This window comes from Mycobacterium sp. TKK-01-0059 (assembly GCF_000709305.1).
GTDB classification, from domain to species: Bacteria; Actinomycetota; Actinomycetes; order Mycobacteriales; family Mycobacteriaceae; genus Mycobacterium; species Mycobacterium intracellulare.
Window position 1 is genome coordinate 162,367 of the sequence record NZ_KL446997.1, and the last position, 17,897, is coordinate 180,263.

General features: G+C 65.5%; 24 protein-coding genes. 20 read left to right on the forward strand and 4 right to left on the reverse strand.

Annotated elements, in window-relative coordinates:
• Positions 1–26 precede the first annotated feature (26 nt).
• The 8 genes from K883_RS25840 (at position 27) to K883_RS25870 (ending at position 4,002) form a co-directional block, all read left to right on the forward strand.
• The gene (locus K883_RS25840) at positions 27–263 is read left to right on the forward strand and encodes a hypothetical protein (RefSeq protein WP_036456444.1); all 237 of its coding nucleotides are present in this window, start codon (positions 27–29) and stop codon (positions 261–263) included.
• Positions 263–613 (forward strand): hypothetical protein, encoded by a 351-nt coding sequence (locus K883_RS25845; RefSeq protein ID WP_036456447.1) that lies wholly within the window; start codon positions 263–265, stop codon positions 611–613. Before K883_RS25840 ends, K883_RS25845 begins: the two co-directional genes overlap by 1 nt.
• A gap of 25 nt (positions 614–638) precedes the next feature.
• A complete protein-coding gene (locus tag K883_RS25850; protein ID WP_036456450.1) occupies positions 639–1,022 on the forward strand; it encodes a hypothetical protein in 384 nt (127 codons plus the stop codon).
• 47 nt (positions 1,023–1,069) lie between these two features.
• Complete coding sequence (locus K883_RS27800; protein ID WP_179945139.1) at positions 1,070–1,378, forward strand: hypothetical protein; 309 nt, start codon at positions 1,070–1,072, stop codon at positions 1,376–1,378.
• Positions 1,379–1,400: 22 nt separating this feature from the next.
• Positions 1,401–1,709 (forward strand): hypothetical protein, encoded by a 309-nt coding sequence (locus K883_RS25855; protein ID WP_036456453.1) that lies wholly within the window; start codon positions 1,401–1,403, stop codon positions 1,707–1,709.
• A 32-nt stretch (positions 1,710–1,741) separates the two neighbouring features.
• Positions 1,742–2,347, forward strand: a complete 606-nt coding sequence (locus K883_RS25860) for a hypothetical protein (protein WP_255359009.1) — start codon at positions 1,742–1,744, stop codon at positions 2,345–2,347.
• A 234-nt stretch (positions 2,348–2,581) separates the two neighbouring features.
• Positions 2,582–3,415: an SDR family oxidoreductase gene (locus tag K883_RS25865; RefSeq protein WP_081914433.1), complete on the forward strand. Its 834-nt coding sequence runs from the start codon at positions 2,582–2,584 to the stop codon at positions 3,413–3,415.
• A gap of 14 nt (positions 3,416–3,429) precedes the next feature.
• The gene (locus tag K883_RS25870; protein WP_255359010.1) at positions 3,430–4,002 is read left to right on the forward strand and encodes a TIGR03086 family metal-binding protein; all 573 of its coding nucleotides are present in this window, start codon (positions 3,430–3,432) and stop codon (positions 4,000–4,002) included.
• Between the two features lie 29 nt (positions 4,003–4,031).
• Here the strand turns inward: K883_RS25870 and K883_RS27805 are convergent, their stop codons facing one another.
• Positions 4,032–5,051, reverse strand: coding sequence for a hypothetical protein (locus tag K883_RS27805; RefSeq protein ID WP_156035709.1), 1,020 nt, complete (start codon positions 5,049–5,051; stop codon positions 4,032–4,034).
• A gap of 9 nt (positions 5,052–5,060) precedes the next feature.
• On the reverse strand, positions 5,061–5,264 hold the full coding sequence (locus K883_RS27810; protein ID WP_156035711.1) for a hypothetical protein: 204 nt from the start codon (positions 5,262–5,264) through the stop codon (positions 5,061–5,063).
• Between K883_RS27810 and K883_RS25885 the strand changes: the two genes are divergently transcribed.
• The gene (locus tag K883_RS25885) at positions 5,245–5,652 is read left to right on the forward strand and encodes a hypothetical protein (RefSeq protein WP_156035713.1); all 408 of its coding nucleotides are present in this window, start codon (positions 5,245–5,247) and stop codon (positions 5,650–5,652) included. The genes K883_RS27810 and K883_RS25885 overlap by 20 nt on opposite strands.
• Here K883_RS25885 and K883_RS25890 read toward each other — a convergent pair.
• Together K883_RS25890 and K883_RS28475 are read right to left on the reverse strand one after the other, a co-directional pair.
• Positions 5,649–6,038, reverse strand: coding sequence for a nuclear transport factor 2 family protein (locus K883_RS25890; protein ID WP_036456466.1), 390 nt, complete (start codon positions 6,036–6,038; stop codon positions 5,649–5,651). The two genes, K883_RS25885 and K883_RS25890, sit on opposite strands and share 4 nt — an antisense overlap.
• 5 nt (positions 6,039–6,043) lie before the next feature.
• Positions 6,044–6,805: a hypothetical protein gene (locus K883_RS28475; protein ID WP_255359012.1), complete on the reverse strand. Its 762-nt coding sequence runs from the start codon at positions 6,803–6,805 to the stop codon at positions 6,044–6,046.
• A gap of 287 nt (positions 6,806–7,092) precedes the next feature.
• On the opposite strand from K883_RS28475, the gene K883_RS25900 reads away from it, so the two are divergent.
• The 11 genes from K883_RS25900 to K883_RS25950 all read left to right on the forward strand — a co-directional run bounded on the left by K883_RS25900 (position 7,093) and on the right by K883_RS25950 (position 17,894).
• Entirely contained in the window at positions 7,093–7,686 is a 594-nt protein-coding gene (locus K883_RS25900) for a MarR family transcriptional regulator (RefSeq protein ID WP_036456472.1), read from the forward strand.
• A complete protein-coding gene (locus tag K883_RS25905) occupies positions 7,683–8,144 on the forward strand; it encodes a hypothetical protein (protein WP_036456475.1) in 462 nt (153 codons plus the stop codon). Before K883_RS25900 ends, K883_RS25905 begins: the two co-directional genes overlap by 4 nt.
• On the forward strand, positions 8,141–8,566 hold the full coding sequence (locus tag K883_RS25910) for a hypothetical protein (protein ID WP_156035715.1): 426 nt from the start codon (positions 8,141–8,143) through the stop codon (positions 8,564–8,566). Before K883_RS25905 ends, K883_RS25910 begins: the two co-directional genes overlap by 4 nt.
• Before the next feature lie 15 nt (positions 8,567–8,581).
• A complete protein-coding gene (locus K883_RS25915) occupies positions 8,582–9,181 on the forward strand; it encodes a hypothetical protein (RefSeq protein ID WP_036456478.1) in 600 nt (199 codons plus the stop codon).
• 158 nt (positions 9,182–9,339) lie between these two features.
• Positions 9,340–9,846: a hypothetical protein gene (locus tag K883_RS25920; protein WP_051701220.1), complete on the forward strand. Its 507-nt coding sequence runs from the start codon at positions 9,340–9,342 to the stop codon at positions 9,844–9,846.
• A gap of 15 nt (positions 9,847–9,861) precedes the next feature.
• On the forward strand, positions 9,862–12,282 hold the full coding sequence (locus K883_RS25925; protein WP_036456484.1) for a hypothetical protein: 2,421 nt from the start codon (positions 9,862–9,864) through the stop codon (positions 12,280–12,282).
• A gap of 122 nt (positions 12,283–12,404) precedes the next feature.
• The gene (locus K883_RS25930) at positions 12,405–12,905 is read left to right on the forward strand and encodes a hypothetical protein (protein ID WP_156035717.1); all 501 of its coding nucleotides are present in this window, start codon (positions 12,405–12,407) and stop codon (positions 12,903–12,905) included.
• 185 nt (positions 12,906–13,090) lie between these two features.
• Complete coding sequence (locus K883_RS25935; RefSeq protein ID WP_156035719.1) at positions 13,091–14,479, forward strand: hypothetical protein; 1,389 nt, start codon at positions 13,091–13,093, stop codon at positions 14,477–14,479.
• Entirely contained in the window at positions 14,470–14,904 is a 435-nt protein-coding gene (locus K883_RS25940) for a type II toxin-antitoxin system VapC family toxin (protein ID WP_231119640.1), read from the forward strand. Before K883_RS25935 ends, K883_RS25940 begins: the two co-directional genes overlap by 10 nt.
• A 196-nt stretch (positions 14,905–15,100) precedes the next feature.
• On the forward strand, positions 15,101–16,195 hold the full coding sequence (gene bioB, locus K883_RS25945) for a biotin synthase BioB (protein WP_255359013.1): 1,095 nt from the start codon (positions 15,101–15,103) through the stop codon (positions 16,193–16,195).
• 37 nt (positions 16,196–16,232) lie between these two features.
• Positions 16,233–17,894: an FAD-dependent monooxygenase gene (locus tag K883_RS25950; RefSeq protein WP_179945140.1), complete on the forward strand. Its 1,662-nt coding sequence runs from the start codon at positions 16,233–16,235 to the stop codon at positions 17,892–17,894.
• The last annotated feature ends 3 nt before the right edge of the window (positions 17,895–17,897 follow it).

Consider the following 17,897-nt stretch of genomic DNA (forward strand, 5'->3'; position numbering starts at 1 on the left):
AGCGCTATCGCTGTAAGGTCTGTCTTATGCCAACCCACACAGTGTTTTTCAAGGCCGGCGACTACCTCAGCGCCGGCCAAGCATGCCAGGACGCCGTCAGCCGGCTCGATGCCTTCGACGACGTCGCAAAGATTGTGGCTAGAAACGCGGTCGTCGAGCTCATCAACCTCCAAAACGGCACCATCAACTGCCACCAGGTGGCGGTCATCGCCAGCGCCATCGCCAACGTCCTACGAGGCAACACCGATGGGGAGGTCCTCTGATGTCCGCCCAACCCGCGGGCGCCCGGACCACCGTCGCCTACTGGCACACCAGCTACCGCGAACCCTGCGAACACGGCCCAGAGACACCACACGACGCCATCTGCGCCGCGCACGGCCTCCTCACCGCCCCCGCCGGCACCAAGGGTTGGCCCACCGACCTCAACGACCTCGGCGCCCTGCGCCTGCGCGCCTACACAGCAACAAACTGGTTCGACGTCCTCGAAGTAATCGACTGGCACACCAAGAACGGGCCGGCAGGTCGTGGCGTTGACTACACCCTCGTCATCGACAACGGCGGCCAGCCCGTCACCATAACGACCGACACGATCGCGTTCCTCGTCGATGCGTAACCCCACACCCCGTCAGATCGAAGCGTTGAGCGCGGTCGACGCGGGCCGCATTCACTGGGGCAATGCCTACCCGGACATGGCGCGCAGAGGGCACACCGGCCCGCTGGTGTTCCTGATCGACGGACACAGCGTCTATGGCGGCCAACACGCGACCTACTCGCGGCTCGCCGAGCTGGGCTGGATCGTCGAACGCACCGACCTGCTCCCACTGAAAACTGTTCCCGCCCGAACTCGCGTCTCCCACACCATCACTGGCAGCGAAAAGGTCATCGAGCTCCCGGAGCACTCCGCCCCCGCCGATGACGGGTGGCGCGCCACGGTCGAACTCACTGACGCCGGCCGCGCTGCACTACACCGAGCCACTGGCCAGACAACCGCCCGCACAATCCAAGAGATCGAGCGCCCATGACTCAGCGAAACGGCCGTACTGTCGCACTCGCGGCGCACCATCAAGCGATGACGCCACCGAAAGCGGAGGCCGTGCGCCACGCTCCGTATGCCCTGCTCGGCGATTTCGTGCTCGTCTACGGAAAGACCACAAAATCCGCGTGCGGCAAACGGATTCGCACGGCACTGCTGGTCAGCCGCGACGACACAACATGCCCAGGTTGCCGCCGCGCCATCGCAAGTGATCGCACCGAGGCCGCCGCCATGCGCGCCCTTGCCGAGGACCTCCTACGCGCTGAAGGCTGCCCACACTGCGGCGCACCCTTCGACGACATCTCCGCCTGGAATCAGCACCGACGCCAAGCACATTCACACTGACCCACACGGAAGGCAGAACCCGATGGCCACCACCGAAATCGACGCCCCGATGACACTCGATGACGTCGCCCTCGTCGACAGCTCACGCGCGCGACGGTTGCTGCAGTCCGCGCTTCGCCACGGCCTCGAGGTGTACCCGACGGCAAGCACGCAGCGCTGCTGGACGATTCGCAAGCCCAACCAGCGCTATGGCGGCGAATCTCTCACTGTCTACGGTGAAGCCAACAACTCTGCCCATGTTCTCTACGATCCGGCCACCGGGTCGACCTGGGAGGAGATCACCCAGGCGCGCGCCTTCACGATCATCCAGGCCATGAGCGATCTGCAATGAGGTCCGCCTGTCGTAACAGGCTGCCCGCCAACGTGATTCAGGACGACCTCTTCGGCGAGGTGGAAGCCGCCGAAAAGACTGCTCAGGCTGCGGCCCTGGCCGCTTCCGCGGCGGCGCGCTCTTTCCTCACCGAGACGCCGTGGCCGGACCTGCTCGGCTGGTGGCTCCACGGCGACACGATCGAAGCGAACCTTGACCGTGGTGAAGCCAAGGCCAGCTACCGGCGCGGCCCGAACGGCATCCCCGGCTGGGCGTGGGCGATCTGGCGAGACGGGCTCCGCTTCGAGGCCGGCGATACCTGGCAGGGATGGAATCAGCGCCCACGCTGGTGCATCCCGTGGCCCGAGCTACGTCGCCTGCGCGCCGCGCATCCCGAAGTCACCGCCCAACTGCACGCCCTCGCCGTCGGCCGCGGACACCCCAACGGGCTGGGGTGGCGCTGGTGGACCGACCCATTCTCGCTGCATCCCGACGGCTGGCATTCGAGCTACTTCGACGACGAGCAACAGCCGGACTGGTACGACGGTTGCGCCCGCCCTGAGACTGCCTACGCCGACCGCATGGAAGCGTGGCGCCTGGTGCTCGGCATTGTGGGGGAGGCCACGCTCTCCGTCAACGACCAAAGGGCAACGCGCTGACCGTGATGCAGCCTGCATCATGCCGTGGACGGCGCCGCTTGATTGGTTCTTGGTCGGAGCGGTTGGTCGCGTTAGGTGCGGGCGCGTTGGATCCCGGTCGGCGACACACGCGTCTGGCCCTTATCGCAACCACATCGTTCTCTTATTTTTCTTAATATTGGGGTAGGGTTTCGCCGTGTGCCGGGACCCCCGGCAGATACGCGGTATCGAACGCCAGGCAGGCAGGCAGGAACCATGGAGAGTCAGCCGACGGGCCGGCAGGTCATCTTGATCACCGGAGGCTCCCGGGGCGTCGGGGCAGCGACCGCACGCCACCTCGCGTCCCCGAGCACGCACGTCATCCTCACCTATCGCGAAAAATCCAGACGCGCCAACCAGGTCGTCGACAGCATCGCCGCAGCGGGAGGATCCGCGTCGGCCGTCCGCCTCGACATCTGCGACCCGGCCGCGTGCGGCGACGTCATCCGTGCTGTACGAGACGAATTCGGCCGCCTCGATGCGCTGATCCTCAACGCCTCCGGCGGCCTGGAGCGCGGCGCCTCCGCCGACTATCCGATGCGCATCAACCGCGACGCCCCAGTGCATCTGCTCAACCGCGCCGTGCCGCTGATGCCCGCCGGCGGCCGCGTCGTGTTCGTCACCAGCCACCAAGCCCACTTCCACGGCCTCAAACCGGTGCCCGCCGACTACATCCCGATCGCGGAAAGCAAACGCGCCGGCGAAGACGCCCTCCGCGCCATGCGCCCCGAGCTGGCCGCCAGACACGTGTCGCTGACCGTCGTCTCCGGCGACATGATCGACGGAACGATCATCGTCCGATTGCTTCAACGGCGTGACCCCGACGCTGTCGAAGCTCGGCGCGCCCACGGCCCGCTGCCCACCCTCGACGAATTCGCCGCAGCCATCGCCGCGGCCGCGTTCAACCCGGGATCAGCCGGAGACACCATCTACGTCGGCGGCCGCGACTACCTGCGCCTCACCAACAACGCGCCGACCACCCAACAAGCTCCGCGCCGAACGGCAGGCAGGGCACGCTCACCCCAACCACGTTGCCCCACAACCCAGTAAGAATGGGAGCGCAGATGTCTTTCGCAGAGCCAACGCACTTCACGCAAGCCGCTTTGGCCGTCGACAACGTCCTTGCTCACGTGACCGACGACCAGTGGAGCGCCTCCACCCCGTGCATCCAGTGGACAGTCGCCGATGTGACCGAACACCTCATCGACGTCAATCAGTCATTCGCCACGAAGCTTCGGCCCGAGGATGGCATTGCGTGGACCGCCCACACCGGATCGCCGTCCGGCGAACTCCTTGCCCAATACCGCTGCTCCACCGAGCAATTGCGCCACGCGCTTGTCTGTGCGACGCAACCCGGTGGGCAGCTGCCCACATCGCTGCGCATTCGGCTTGCGCTCCGCGTAGCCGATCTGCTCATCCACGGCTGGGACATCGCGACCTCGACCGGCGGCTGCCTACGGATTGATGACCACCTGGTCGACGAGGTGCTCGTATTCGCTGACAGCCGCCTCGCCGCCCTGCAACGCGGCGGCCAGTTCGCCGCACCCCAACCGATCAGCAGCGACGCGCCGGCGATCGAGCGCCTCGCCGCGCTGTCTGGCCGCACCCGCACGAGCACGCCGGCGCAGGGGGAGTAGCCGCTCCCGAAAAGCATGGTGTCTGCTGGTCATTGAGCGCTGGGGTGTGCTTTCGGGTGGGCAATGGTGAGGGCGAGTTGGAGGTAGTGGTTGGCGTCGGTCGGGTTGTCCCAGTCGCCGCCGGCGCCGTCGGCGAGGCCGCGAGCGAGGGTGACGACGGCGTTGGCGACCAGGTCGAGGTTTGCTGGGTCTGCGGCTTCGGTGCCAGCGAAGTGGTCGGCGATGGTGCGGAGCTGGTCTGGGGTCGGCGGGATGGGGTTGGCTTGCGCCCTGGTGGGTTGAGTGTCGGGGTCGATGCGTCTCAGTGGTATTTCGGCGTCGCGAATGACGTCGACGACAAAGGATTGGCCGTCGCGGTGTTCGATGATGGATCCCCACCGTGAGTAGGCGGTTTGCTTGCTGACATCGACGCGTTCACCGATTTGCGCCCAGGTTGCGCCTTCACGTCGGGCGCCAGCAACGGCGTTGCTGAGGTAGTGCTCGCAGGCTTTGTGGATTTCATTCAGCACGGTAATCAGGTCAAGGGTGAATTCACGAGCGGTTGCGTTCGGGGCTTCTGCGGCTCGCCGATGCATGTAGCCCACGATGAGGTGTGCGATCCAATTCGTGTCGTGGGGGGATAGGTTGCGGCCAACGTCGTTTGCGGCGTCCCCTAGCGGTGATCTCGGAACGGCATATCCGTCGGCGTCGTTACCAGGCATTCCCCCAGGGTACCCCAGTGTCCCGTTTTTCGGACCGTTGTCCGACCTGATTGACGATTGCTCAGGGTTGCGACATACTCGGTGGCACAGGCGCCGCTCCCATTTTGGACACCAACCGGCGCCCCGCCGCGACATTGAAAGAGCAGGGGGACGGCAGTGAATCCATCCGCTGAGTACCGCGCCGCAGCCGCCAGAGTGAGCGACCTCACTGATGCGCTTGCAGAGCAGGCGATCGATCAGAGCGCGGTCCGCGATGCCATGACATCCGCGATCGAAAGCGTCGTTCCTGTTGAACCGCAGCCGGGTACACGAGCGGCCCTGCTCGATCTTGCGGAGCGTTTGCGTCACGCGGACTCCCTAGGCCCAGAGCAGGTCCGAGAAGTTGCGGCCGTCCTGCACCAGCTTGCGCACAACCATGACGAGTTGGCCGCCCAGCTTGGCGCCATCTGGAGCTAAATACTCGCCGCCCGATTCGGAGCGCTGCGGATAGCACTGCCTTAAAGCGCTGGGGGTGAAAATGGAGGGGATCTGGATGCTCAGCGTGTCACTGGACCGGGACACCGCGGTCGCCTTGATTGCCCATTCGCAACAGCTCCCGGTCGCGGACGTGGATGCCCTCGAGGACCGCGAGTTGGCGGTTCGACTCCGAAGCGTCGATATCCGCCGCATCCTCACGCGATTCAGTGACGCCTCGACAGCGGAATCCTCTCCACATGCCCTGCCCCACAACGGCGACGGGCTGGACACGCAACTCACCCCGCTTGAAGCGCGTGTTGTCGCGGACGAGTTGCTGCTGGCTGGCGACAACCTGATCCGCAAAGCGCTCGCCCAGCTCGACCGCGGCGCGGTGCTCGATGAGCTGATGAGGGCGGCGAACGGCCTGCTGCAGCGCGGAAACGAACTCCTTCTTGCCGCGGAGCGGGCTGAGAACGGGCAGGCGGCGCCCTAAGCCTCTATCGGTTTCGACGCCCAGTATTCGCGCAAGCTAGCGATGCGATCGCCGTCGAGCTCGAGGATGGCCACCTCCCGCATCAGTTTGCGGTGGCCTTTGACTAGGTCGTCGAAACGGGCTTCCCATTCAGCGATCGCGGTGGATCCGTCGACGTACAGGCTGATAAGCCGTGCGTCGATGTTGGCCTGCTCCCGCGCAACTTTGGTTTCCCAGTACCGTCGAATCTCTGCGGTGGTGCGCATCGGCTCGTCGAGGACGCGCTCGTGATACGTCGCCTCGGGCTTAAAGATCGTGACGATCAGGTCTGGGTCTTGCGTCGTCCACGCGCGCAGATAGGTGTCGATGAGTTGGCGCACATCCTCGTGCCGCGTGGGTGCGTTCAAGAGTGCTACGTTACCTGAGCGAGCGGAATCGGTCCGTCGAAACGGGTTCGGTCTCTGAGCATTTCGAAAATCTTCTTGGGTTCTGCCAGCTTCACGGTGGTCAGATCCACACCTGCGGCGGATCCAGACTCCACTCGTGCCCATCGCCATCGCTCGGAAGCGACTTCCGTGTCGGTCAGGACTGCGGTATAGAAGCCGTCCATTGACGTTTCGCCGGGCAAGACGGCCAGATGGATTGAGCCGTAGAAGTAGCGGTCGTTGACGTTGCGCCACTTGCCGATGATGTGGCGACCGAAGACTTCGGCTTCGATGTCGTTGGCGTACCCGCGTTCGCGCTCTTCGAGCCGTGGGCTCGGTGGGTAGTTGGTCGCTGTGACGCCGCCCTTGGTCACGTCGACCTGTGACAGATCGGCGTGATGCAATCCATCGACCACGTAGCTGGTCACCCATAGGCCGGCGAGGTCGGTCGGTTCAATGCCGGGCCGGACACCTGTCAGCAAATCGCCCCGATGCGGGGTATCTGGGTGTCCAAACAGTTCTTTGGCAGACCAGCCCGGGAACATCCGCTCCAGCACAGCGCAATGGTAGCCGCGCGGCAGGTTCTGGATTTCGCCTCCGAGCCAGCGATAGTACTGCGCCTTGGTTGGGGGTGCCGCTTGGCGTGAGACGCCCAATTCCTTTGCCGTCCGGTTGTATTCAGCGACAAACTCCGAGTACGCGTGCAAGTGGCGTTCCTCGAGGAGGGACTTCAGAGCAATTACACGCACGTGGATCAGCCTACCTATGAACGAGACTCAACGAGACGCAGAGAGACTTACCGCGCACCTAAGGATCCTTGGCTGGCTCTCTTGGGCGCAGCTGGGCCGCGGGCCAGCGCTCGACGAGCTTGAGAGGGGCTAGTGACCGGGTGTGGTGCGGAAACGAACTTTTTTCGCCTCGATTCGAGAGCAGCCCGAAGACGGACCCGGCGCCCTAAGCTGCTAAGTCGTCTTTTTACTGGCTATCTGTCTGTATTATATTGACGGTCGGGTTCATCCGGACATATGATCGGTTTATGCGTACTGCGGCTCCAGCGTTACTTCCCGTCTTCCGGTCCCAGCACCAGGGTCAACTCCTGGCCCAGCTGCTGCTCAATCCCGGCCGGGAGTACACGGTCACCGACCTTGCGCGCACGCTCGGTGTTTCGAAGCAGACCGCCCAGCAAGAGGTCGAACGCCTCGTCACCGCCCACGTGTTGCGCGATCGCCGGCAGGGCCGCAACCGGCTGATCAGTGCGAATCCTGACCATCCCGCGTACACGCCGCTGACTCAGCTCGCGCTGCTGACCTTCGGTCCCCACACAGTCATTGCCGAGGAATTCGGCGCCATCCCAGCAGTGGAGCAGGTGCTGATCTTCGGGTCCTGGGCCGCCCGCTACACCGGGCAGCCCGGCCCGCCGGCCAACGACATCGACGTCCTGGTCATCGGCGAGCCCACGCGCACGGATCTGTTTGATGCGGCCGACCGCGCCCAAAAGCGCCTCCAGATTCCGGTCAATCCCGAGCAGGCCACGCCAGCCCAGTGGGCCAACCCTGGCCAGTGGGCTCTGCTCACCGAGATCCAGCAGCGCCCGTATGTCCAAGTCTTTCCGTCGCAGGACGCGGTATGAGCGGCTGGAAGACGGGCCAAGCGCAGATCGCCGCGCTGGTTGAGCGCCGCCACCTCGAGCAGGTCAGCGGTGACGCTGCCAACGGCGCATACCTGCTCCAACAGGCTCGACAGCGGCTGGCCGGCGCACGCGCTGCCCGCTCCGCTGATCACATCGGGGCTTTCGAGCTGGCCTACGACGCCACCCGTCAGGCGCTCACCGCGCTACTGGTGCAGCAAGGCCTGCGTCCGACGACTGCAGGGGGCCACATTGCTGTTGCCGAGGCGGCCGAAGCGCAGTTCGGCGCATCGTTTCGGGCGTTCAATCGAATGCGCCGAATCCGTAACCAGCTCGAATATCCGCGCAGCAGTACTGATCTGGATCTACCTGCCGCGGATACCGACCAGGCGCTCGTCGACGCCGAGCGGATCATCGACGCCGCGGACAAGCTTCTCCCCGATCTCGGGCTGTGGCCATGACCTCGACCCTGCGCAGCTCAGCGTTCAAAGCGGTTTCCATTGTCGGCAGATGCTGGGACAATGCACCTATGGGGAGCAAATCCAAGCTGCAGATCGACACTCAAGAGTTGGCGTCAGCGGGCGGTAAAGCCACGCAGACGCTGACCGGTAGCGCCGCGCCGACGTTCGCCCCGCCACCGCCTGCCGCCGCATCCAAACTCGACGCAGCACTGGTTGGCGTGATCGCGAAAACCGAAGCTGTACGCACGAACGTGGACACCCAAGACTCGCTGTGGGCCACCAAACAGCAAGCCGCACTCACCCAGTCGCCACCCGTTCTGGCCCAACAGGATCAGCACGCCGCGCAGGACTACAACCAGGTCCAGTTCCCGACGCCGGTCATGAAACCAGGCGGCGGATCCAACCTGCCACGAACCATCTAGCCAGGAGTTTTCACCATGTCGATCGCCCCACCGGCCCAACCCGCGTGGCCGCCGCCCCCGCCGCTGCAGCGGCGGCGCCGCTGGCCGGCGATCACGGCAGCCGCAGGCGCCGGGGCAGCCATCGCCGGAGTCATCACCACCCTGGTCACCATCGCCGCCACACCCGGCCCGGCCAACGACAGCACGCCAGCCCAGGCACCGACAGTCACCGTGACCGCCTCACCCCCAGCGCCACCGGCGCCGCTGCCGGCAGCTGAAGCGGACAAGAAGACCTGCCAAGGCTGGGCAATCACCGACGACCTGGTCACCACCGCGGCCTCGGGCCTCAACGTCATCCCGCAGAACATGCCGTTCACCGACCCCGCCGTACAGGCCAACCCCACCTGGAAGGCAGCAGTAGACCGCGCCAGCCAGCTCTACGGCCAGGCCGCCGAAACCCTGGCAGGCCAGATCGCGCCCGGCACCAGCCCAATGCTGGCTGGGTTCGCTGACAGCACCGTCAGCGCGCTACGCACCCTCGCGGTGGCCTACAAGACCTTCGACCCCACCTCAGGCACCGTCGTGAACATGTTCACCGCCGGCCGTGACTCCCTCGATTGGGTGTGCGGACGATGACTCAGCACCACACCGTCGACATCGCTTTCCCGCCGCCGCTTCCTCCGCCGCCGGATCCAGGGAAGTGGCCGCCCCCACCCGGGCCGCCGCCACCGCCTCGGGGCGGGTCGCGGCGGAGTTGGCCCGCACTCGCCACCGCCGCCGCGGCCGGCGCGGTTGTGGCCGCGATCATCGCCGCGGTGATCACCATGCAGGTCCGCGACACCACGCCGGCCGCCGCGCCGACGCACGCGCCCGTGACGAAGACCGTTCAGCCGCCGGCGCCGGCGTCCCCGGCGCCTCTGCCGAGCGCGCAAGCAGACCACCAGACCTGCTACCAAGGCTGGGACTCCGCCGACCACTACGCCAACATGGCGCACGATGCACTGCCGGTATTGCCTAAGGACGTCAAGATCGGCGATCCCGCGATCCAGTCCAATCCGAATTGGACAGCCGCCTTGCAAAAGTCTGGCAGCCTCTACCAGCAGGCTAGCGATGCCTTGCGCTCACAGATTGCGCCGGGCACGACGCCGGTCCTGCTTGAAGCGTCAAACACCGCAGTCAAAGCACTGCAGACGTTAGGAACCGCTATCGCCACCGGCTCGCCTGCCAATGGCAACGCGTTCGGCATCGCCGACGCCGCCGCCAAGGAAGTTGGCACTCTGTGCAATCGCTTGGCACCTTAGGCCGAAAGGACTGGAATGGCTTCTGGCGCTGGCGATCCCGCAAAACCTACTACTGAGCACTCGCAGGCGATCTTGGGGACGTCCTGGCCGTTGCAGATGGCCTCCGCGTGGTCGGCTTATGCGGAGAGCTTCACGGGCGCGGCAAACAAGTTATTCCCTGAACTCCATACGCAGCACGACATCCGCAGCATCGTGGCGCCGATGGAGGGCGCCTTTATCGATGCGGCCCGCAGACTCGTCGACGGTCGTCAGACGACGCTGGAGAATCGTATTGAGGGCTACCGTTACCTCGCCAAGAGAGCGTTGTGGGCCTCGGGCGAGATCCATGCCACGAAGGCCGATTTGGTCGAAATCGTCAACAAGGCCGAAGAGGACATCAAAGCCGCACGCGAGGCCGCCGAAAAGGCCAAGCAGGCGGCCGCGGCCGTCCCGGGTGCTGCTGCAGCGATCGACGCCCAGCTCAAGGCGGACATCGCTTCAATCGTTGCCGGCGCCGCGGGTCTGGCCCAGGCGCGCGATGCCGAGGGTGCAGGGAAGATAGCGACATTGGCGGCCGATGTCGGCAAGTGGGCGGTGCCGTACGGCAACCCAACACTGCCCGAATCCGGCGGCGTCCCCGGCGTCGGCGCTCCTGCGCCTGCCGCACCAGCTCTACCTGCGCCTCAAGGCGGTGGCCCTAAGGTCGAGTCCGTTCATAACGGCACCGGGCTAAAAGATAGCCCGGATACAACCCAGTTCAACAAGGGTGACACTCCGCAGTCGCAGCAGCAGAATCAGGTGCAGCAGACCGCGTTTCACAAGCCGGATGGAACTGATCAGAACGGGACTAATCCGAAGCAGGCACCGGCTGCTCCGCAGATGGGATCGGGCGGTAGCAATCCGAGTTCGGTGATCGGACAGATGATGAAACCGATCTCGTCGGGGGCCGGGGGAGGCGGGTCGCCCGCGTCGATGGGATCGATGATGTCGCCGGGATCGGCGGGTGCTGGCAACGGTATGGGCAACCCGGGTGGGATGAATCCTGCTGGGACACAGGCTGGGCAGTTCCCCAACGCTACCGGCGCGGGCACTGGCGTCGGGACCGGCGCAGGCGCGGGCGCGGGGGCCGGTCGTGCGCCGGGGTTGGCGGGTTTGGGGTCCGGTATTGCTGAGACATCGGCGCGGATGGCGACTGGGGCGGTCAGCGGTGTCGCGAATGGTCTTGGCGCGGCAGCCAATGTGGGTCACCAGGTCGCGCAGAATGTTGCCGCGGCGGCGGTGCCGGCTGCTACCACTGTCAGTTCGTCCGCGGTGACAACTCCTGCGGCTGCCGCGCCCGGTGTGGGTGGTGCCCCGATGGCGATGATGCCGTCGGCCGCCGCGGGTGCGACACCGGTGACTCCGGTGAGTAGCACGGGGCCGGCCGGGCCTGTGACGCCGTCAACGCCCGCGGGCGGTCCGCCAGGGGGTAGTGGGCCGCCCCCGGCGGCGGCCGGCGCGCCGAATGGGGCGCAGGTGGCGCCGTTGGCGATGCCCCAGCAGCATGCCCGTATTCAGGCCATCGGTGCCGACGGTGCCAGCGGTGAGCTGTTGTTCCAGCAGGCCATGGACGCCGGCCATGACGTCATCGGGGCCATGCTGGCCCAGACCCTGGCCCAGGGCTATATCCAGACTCACTACGCGGTCTCGCTGATTTACGAACGCACCGGGGGAGTTACGGCGTGGCTGGCGACCAGCGAGGGTCCCTCGAGCATCCCGCTGGGGGTACGGGTGCCGCAGGATGTGCGGTTGGCGGTCACCGATCCGGTCGTGGGTCGCGAGCTGTGGGAGGCCAGCGCCGCCGTCGGAGGGATCAATCCCCTTGATGTGGTGGTGCGTCACGCCCAAGCCCGAGAGATGGCCGCCCCGGGTGCACGCGTGTTGGCGATCGCCTCATCGCTGCCTATGCAGCAGATGACCGACTGGACCCATCAAGTCAATGCGCGGGCTGTCGAGGTCAACCCTCGCGAAGTCTCGCCGACCACCAACCCAGGCGGGCATTTTGTGCATCGCTGCCAGGTCGCGATGCCGTGGGAGTGGCGGCAGGCCAACGCTTTTGATGAGCAACAACGGTTGCAGATCGCGGCCCGGCACATGCACATGGCGGCCCTTTCTGGTCACCTGCACGGGGCTGCGAGCGAGAAGGTTATGCGGCTGTTCGAGGAACGCAAACCGATCGGTGAGAAGCTATGGGCGCAGGTTCGCCAAGAGCGGTTCATGGCGCTGATCGAATACGAACAGGCCGTAGGCGGCCAGGGCCATGGCGGATCAGAGCCAGCGTTGTCCTTGGCGACGGTGCGGGCCGCTGAAGTCATTGAGTCGTTGCGTCACTACGACACCGCGGAGGGGTGTGCGGACTTGTTGTATGCGACGCGGTTGGCCGGCGCCCCGCTGAGTCCCGCGGCCGCCGTCGCCTGAGCAGGGGCGTGTGGCGGGTGGAGTACGGCAGCGAGTGTTGGCAGAAGGCGGCAACCGTCACCTATGTCGAACGGCGCCGCAGCTGCGCGGAATCGATTCTCGATCGGTCGCGGCGGGGCGCGTTGGAGGTTGATTGGCGCGACCAACTCGTCGACGCGGCTTTGCTGCGCGTCGCCGCGGTTCCCATCATGCAAACCTACGTCGACATCGATGTGATGGTGGCGATGGAGGTGGCCGGCTGGCCCCGTCGGCCGTGGGAGCCGTATGCCGCCAACGGCGACTGGCGGCTCGCGCTCGAGACTTGGTATGAGGATCGGTTGGCCGTCGAGGAAGCTTACGAGGCGGCCGGGCGGACCGGGCTGATCAACCTTGCCCGTGCAAGAGAGAGCAGCTGGTGGCGCGACCAGCAGCGCGGCCGAGACTTCATTGGCGCGTGGTATCGCGCCGGACTTGCCGCCGGCGGCGAGCCGTGCGACTGGAGGAGCTGGTTCAAACAGCGGATCAGGTTGCGTGAGGAGACCGATCCGCTGCGGATCCGCGGCCGCGATCGCAGCTTAGCGGGCGTCGACGCGAACAGCTGGATGGAGGTTCTTCCCGAATGTTGGACCCGCACTCAGCCTTGACGTCAGGCGGCGCTCGCCTTGCATGCCACGCCGCTCCTGCTGCGGCAGTGTTGAATTCGCCGAGGAGTCGTTGAGTGCCGCCCACTTCATTGCTTGACGCGGCACTGCCGGCGACTCCGGTAGTCCCTGCGGTCGATGAGCGTTGGGTTGCACCACCAGCTAGCAGCGTGCGTCGACAGCAGACCGTGTCGACGCCGGCGGCCACAACGACGATGGCGGGCGCCCGCCACGCGTTCTGGCTCAACCCTGATGACCGCAACGCTCATCAGGCGCAATTCCGTGTCCGACGGCCCGATACCACCGCAGGCCCGAGCGTGCTGCTTTCAGTGACCGTTGAAAGCACGAAAACCGTTGTCACCCAGCGCGGATCTGATAAGTCCGGTTTCTTGTCGTTCGAGCTGCGTAGCGACACCGCGACGATGACGGGAACATTCACTTTCACACGGGCCGGCATCGTAGGGGCCAAAGTTGTTGACGCACTACCGAGCATCGAGCTACTTCAGGACTTTCGGGCGCCGAACGTGTTACAGGTGTCCTGGGCGTCGGGGGAGTTCGTCGACTTCCAGGAGCTCCCGCCTTCGGACGAAATGTTCCCGGAATCGCTGATGGAGTACTTGCGCGCGTTGGCGAGCCTGCAGCCATACGCGGGTACGCCGGTGGTGATTCCCGACTTGAGCAGGGTGAGCCGCCGGGACGCGCGAGCTGTCAAAGACGCTGCCCGCCTGGTCGCAGGCGACACAGTCGAGGGCGAATGGGAAGCCTTCACTCTGGCGCCGGGAACAGCCATCGACCCCAGGGCGCACTACGAACTGATCATCGTTGAGCCGCTAATCGTGCCCGTCGGCACACACACCTACACGCTGGGCGCCATGCACACACACTTGCCGTCGGTACGGTTCGTCGTCGACGACGAACGCCTGCGGGCCCAGCCCTTCCTCAACGACACGATGCGGCGGACCTTCGCGCCAGGGGAGCCGGTACCGAAGCGCTCTCATCGCCCCGTGAAAGGCAGACCGGTCGGCTTCATCGACCACCCCGAAGCGAGCGCGGCGTCGGCAGAAGCTGAGGAGCCTGAAACGTTGCCTGAGCGCGACAGCGTCGCGGTGCATGCGGCGCTGCGTACACGCGTCTTGGTCGATGCGCTGGCCGAACCGGTGTCACTGCGGCTGGCGTTGTGGCATGCCGTCGACGAAAGCCCGTTCGCGACACGGCAGCAAGCGTGGGCTGATGCCGCGACGGCGGTGCGGTCGCTGGCCGCCGACGGCCTGATCACGCTCACAGACGAGACCACCGGCGACGCGCCGCCGTTGGCCGACGAACAGGAACACCTCAACGCCGTTTTGGACACAGTCACCGCGGAGGTTGAACAGGGCGGGCGGCCAGCGTGGACCGAGGGTCCCTGGCTCACCTTGACCGCCAACGGTCAACAGGCGGCCTCGCAGTTAGCGCCACATCCTGAGCGGCCCGCGACGAGGCGCCGGCGGCGTTTGCATGCCGCGGCCGCCGGGCGCAGCGCGCGCAGTGATAGCTCCGAGCGTGTCGACGAAATCCTGGCCAATGAGGTGTGGAAATAACCGCGGTCATCGTCGACGCCGGGCCGTTGATCGCCTACGGCAACGCCGGCGATAAACATCACGAGACGTTCCTCGATTTTCTCGAAACCTATTCGGGCCCTTTCATTGTGCCCATGCTCGTCATCGCGGAAGTCACTCATGTTCTGTGTCGCGACCTAGGTGTAGTGGCCGAGCAGAAGTTTCTCAACGACCTCGATGAGGACGACTTTCAGGTGGAGCCCGTCGTCGATGAGGATTGGCCGCGGATCCGCGAATTGGTCGCCCAGTACCGAGGATTTCCGCTCGGCACGGTGGACGCATCGGTCGTTGCGACTGCTGAACGCCTCGAAATCACCCAGGTCGCGACCGTGGACCTAAGGCACTTTCGGAACGTGGAACCTCGCCACTGCCCAGCGTTCACGCTTCTGCCTTACGACGACACCTAGCCGTGTCCACACCCCTTAATGTTACCTTAAGCTACTCATACTTTTCTTAAGTTTGGTGTACGGTCGCTCGTCATGGGCTTGAGAGGCCAGCAGCACGCCTTTGCGTTCGGGGCGGTCAAACAACCCGTTTGGGGATCGACATCCCGCACGACCGAGGGCCCACCGCGTTGATCGGCAACCAGAAAAGGAGAAGCCCGTGCACGACTCAGCCGGGACGAATATGGACTTTGAGCAGCGATTGTCAGTGATGACCGCCGCAGCGTTGCAGCGACGATGCGTGGTTCGTGACGACTTGCTCGCCGTGCTAGCAAGCAGTGACGATGACCTGCTCGATGTGATCGCCGCGGCGGCACGGGTGCGGCGCAAGTTCTTCGGCCGGCGAGTCAAGCTCAACTACCTGGTGAACATGAAATCCGGTATGTGCCCGGAGGATTGCGGGTACTGCTCGCAACGACTCGGCTCAAGCGCTGAGATCCTCAAGTACTCCTGGATCAACCCCGACGAGGCCGCCGGCCACGCGCGCTGCGCGATCGAGGCCGGCGCCAAACGTATCTGCCTGGTCGCCGCCGGCCGCGGCCCCGCCGACCGCGACATTGAGCGCGTCGCCGACACGATCGCCGCGATCAAAAGCTCCGCCCCACAAGTGGAGGTGTGCGCCTGCCTGGGGCTACTGAAACAGGGGCAAGCCGACCGGCTGCGTGAGGCCGGCGCCGACGCGTACAACCACAACCTGAACACCAGCGCAGAGAACTACGCGCGGATCTGCTCAACCCACACCTTCAACGACCGGGCCGCCACCGTCGCCGCTGCCAAAACCGCTGGCCTGTCGCCATGCTCGGGCGCCATCATCGGAATCGGCGAATCCGACGACGACATCGTCGACGTCGCACTGGCATTGCGCGAGCTCCAGCCGGATTCGGTGCCGGTGAACTTTCTGATCCCGTTTGAGGGCACCCCGATGGGTGGACATTGGGAATTGACCCCACAACGTTGCCTACGCATCCTGGCGATGTTCCGGTTCGCCTTCCCTGACGTCGAAGTGCGCATCGCCGGTGGAGGCGAAATACATTTGCGCACACTGCAACCGCTGGCCTTGCACCTGGCCAATTCGGTGTTCCTCGGCGATTACCTCACCAGCCAAGGACAGCCCGGCCAGGACGATCGGGCGATGATCGCCGACGCAGGCTTCGTGATCGAGGGCCTCGAGGAACCCGCGCTGCCAGTCGAGCGCCACGACCTGGTCATCACCCGCCAGCGCGGTGCCGGCACCACCACTCCGGCCAACACCTAAGCCGTTGATGACGTCGCACCACGAGATGAGCCCAATCGTGTCGCACAAACCGGTGATCATCGTCGGTGGCGGCCCCGTCGGATTGGCCGCCGCCCTGGAACTCGCCAGGTTCTCGGTTCCCAGCGTTGTTGTCGAGCGCCATGATTCGACGTCGTGGCATCCCAAGGCGCGCAATCTGAATGCGCGGACGATGGAGATCGCCCGAGGGTGGGGAAGTGTGGTGTATCAACGGCTGCGCGGCATCGATACCCCGCCGGGCTGGAAGAGCCCGATGAGGTATCTGGACGCGGTTGTCGGCCAGCAGGTGGGTCAGATCGAGACGGGAGGTTTCGAAGGGCCCGGGCCGGCGATCAGCCCGGTGCTGCCGATCATGTCGTCGCAGGATCTGACCGAAGCCATCCTGCGCGACGCGGCACGGGCCACGGGAATCGTCGACCTTCGGTTCGGTCACCAGGTCACCGACATTCTGTCCGGGTCACGCGAGCACGACGTCGAGGCGGCCGTGGCGGTGCGCGTCACCGCCACGGGAGACACCTACCCCCTGGCCGGGGATGCGCTGGTGGCCGCCGACGGTGCCGACAGCACGGTACGTCGCCAGCTGGGCATCGCCTTGAACGGCGAGCAGGGCATCCACCATTTCGTCAACTGCTACTTCCGCGCCGATATCGAACACCACGTCGGAGACCGCCGGGGAGTCGTGTTTTTCGTCGCCAACCCCAACGCCGCCGGTCTGCTGCAACCACTGGACGCGCGCGGGCGCTGGCTGTGTCAGATCGGTGTGTCGCCTGACCAGTGGGTGCTCGAGCTCTGGGACGCCGAACGGGTGAGGAGCTGGGTCCGCGGCGCGGTCGGGGTTCCCGATCTCGAGGTTGAGGTGAAAGGCGTTGGGCTGTGGCAGATGAACGCCGCGGTCGCCGATCGTTGGGTCCAAGGGCGCGTGGTGTTGTGTGGCGATGCCGCTCACCAGTTTCCGCCCACCGGGGGACTGGGCGTCAACACCGGCCTGCAAGGCATGCACAACGCCATGTGGAAGTTAGCCCTGTGCGTGCGTGGGCTGGCTGGGTGGTCGTTGCTCGAGACCTATGAGCACGAGCGGCGAGAACCCGCGATCACCACCATCGAACAGTGTTTGCAGAATCACGGCAATCTCGCGCGGCTTGCCGCGGCTTACTACTATCCGGCCAGCAGTGACCTCAGTGCCCAGGAGGCCGAGCGGGCCAGTCGACGCTTCGGTAATCATTTCGGCGTCGAGTTCGGCACCGTGTATCGCTCGACCGCCGTCATCTCCGATGGCACACCGGCTCCCGAGGTCGACGACGACTACAGCGACTACGCTCCCTGCGCGACACCGGGCTGCCGGGCCCCACATGTCTGGCTCGGCGCCGAGTCTGAACCGGTCTCCACACTCGATCTCTTTGGCGCCGGGTTCACGGTGCTTACCGGTCCAGGCGGGACGATCTGGCGAAAAGCAGCCGCGGTTGCCGCTCGAGAGCTCGGCGTGCCTATCGCCAGCTACGCGATCGGCGATCCGGGATTGGCCGACCACACCAACACGTTCTTCGACCTTTATGGAATCGGCTGCGACGGGGCGGTCCTCGTGCGTCCCGACGGGTATGTCGCCTGGCGCAGCTCGGCCGGCTGCTGCGACGGCGCGCCGCTCATTCAAGCCGTCGAACAGATCCTGGATCGCCGCGCGTAACTG

Coding starts and splice junctions, on each gene's coding strand:
- K883_RS25865 (WP_081914433.1), top strand. CDS start 2,582: ATGGAGAGTCAGCCGACGGGCCGGCAGGTCATCTTGATCACCGGAGGC.
- K883_RS25925 (WP_036456484.1), top strand. CDS start 9,862: ATGGCTTCTGGCGCTGGCGATCCCGCAAAACCTACTACTGAGCACTCG.
- K883_RS25870 (WP_255359010.1), top strand. CDS start 3,430: ATGTCTTTCGCAGAGCCAACGCACTTCACGCAAGCCGCTTTGGCCGTC.
- K883_RS25905 (WP_036456475.1), top strand. CDS start 7,683: ATGAGCGGCTGGAAGACGGGCCAAGCGCAGATCGCCGCGCTGGTTGAG.
- K883_RS25910 (WP_156035715.1), top strand. CDS start 8,141: ATGACCTCGACCCTGCGCAGCTCAGCGTTCAAAGCGGTTTCCATTGTC.
- K883_RS25840 (WP_036456444.1), top strand. CDS start 27: ATGCCAACCCACACAGTGTTTTTCAAGGCCGGCGACTACCTCAGCGCC.
- K883_RS25900 (WP_036456472.1), top strand. CDS start 7,093: ATGCGTACTGCGGCTCCAGCGTTACTTCCCGTCTTCCGGTCCCAGCAC.
- K883_RS25855 (WP_036456453.1), top strand. CDS start 1,401: ATGGCCACCACCGAAATCGACGCCCCGATGACACTCGATGACGTCGCC.
- K883_RS25845 (WP_036456447.1), top strand. CDS start 263: ATGTCCGCCCAACCCGCGGGCGCCCGGACCACCGTCGCCTACTGGCAC.
- K883_RS27800 (WP_179945139.1), top strand. CDS start 1,070: ATGACGCCACCGAAAGCGGAGGCCGTGCGCCACGCTCCGTATGCCCTG.
- K883_RS25915 (WP_036456478.1), top strand. CDS start 8,582: ATGTCGATCGCCCCACCGGCCCAACCCGCGTGGCCGCCGCCCCCGCCG.